This window comes from Mesorhizobium sp. f-mel, from assembly GCF_053850215.1.
Genome location: NZ_JBSPTO010000085.1, coordinates 1 through 698 on the forward strand (window position 1 = coordinate 1; position 698 = coordinate 698).

General features: G+C 57.4%; 1 protein-coding gene. It reads left to right on the forward strand.

The genetic code is table 11. The features are described from left to right. A partial coding sequence (locus ACWUKX_RS31000; RefSeq protein WP_456010462.1) for an aminotransferase class III-fold pyridoxal phosphate-dependent enzyme occupies positions 1-698 on the forward strand: 698 nt, incomplete at both ends.

Genomic DNA, 698 nt, shown 5'->3' on the forward strand with positions numbered 1-698 from the left:
AGCGTCGGCTCGTTGGCAGCGACCGGAAACAAGGAGCACCGAGCAGCTGCCGGGTTTCCCCTCGCGCACGTGACATCGTTGCCGTACGAGGGTTATCTCGGCGCTTCAGTTGACACGATCGATTACTTTGAGAAGCTGCTCGATGATCCAAACAGTGGCCTCGACAAACCTGCCGCAGTGATCCTGGAGGCGGTCCAAGGTGAAGGCGGCATCAATGTGGCGAGCGTTGATTGGCTGCAACGGCTGCGTGAACTAACAGCGCGGCACGGAATCCTGATGATCCTCGATGACATCCAGGCCGGTGTCGGTCGGGCGGGAAAATTCTTCAGTTTCGAAGCAGCTGCAATTGTGCCGGACATCGTTACCCTGTCCAAGTCGTTGTCGGCGATCGGAACTCCACTGGCCCTTATTCTGATCAAGCCTGAACTTGATGTCTGGGCGCCCGGCGCGCACACCGGCACGTTCAGAGGCAACAACTATGCTTTCGTCACTGCGCGTGCGGCTCTTGAGACTTACTGGTCCGACTCCAAGTTTGAGGAGGAGATCGCTCGTAAATCTGCGATCTTGGCTAAGGAGCTCAAGTCAATCGCAGACGACTTCCCCACTCTCGGCCTGAGCGTACGAGGCCGCGGATTGATGTATGGGCTCGTATCACCAAAGCACCACGCATTGCCGGTCCTTGTCTCGCAGGAAGCTTT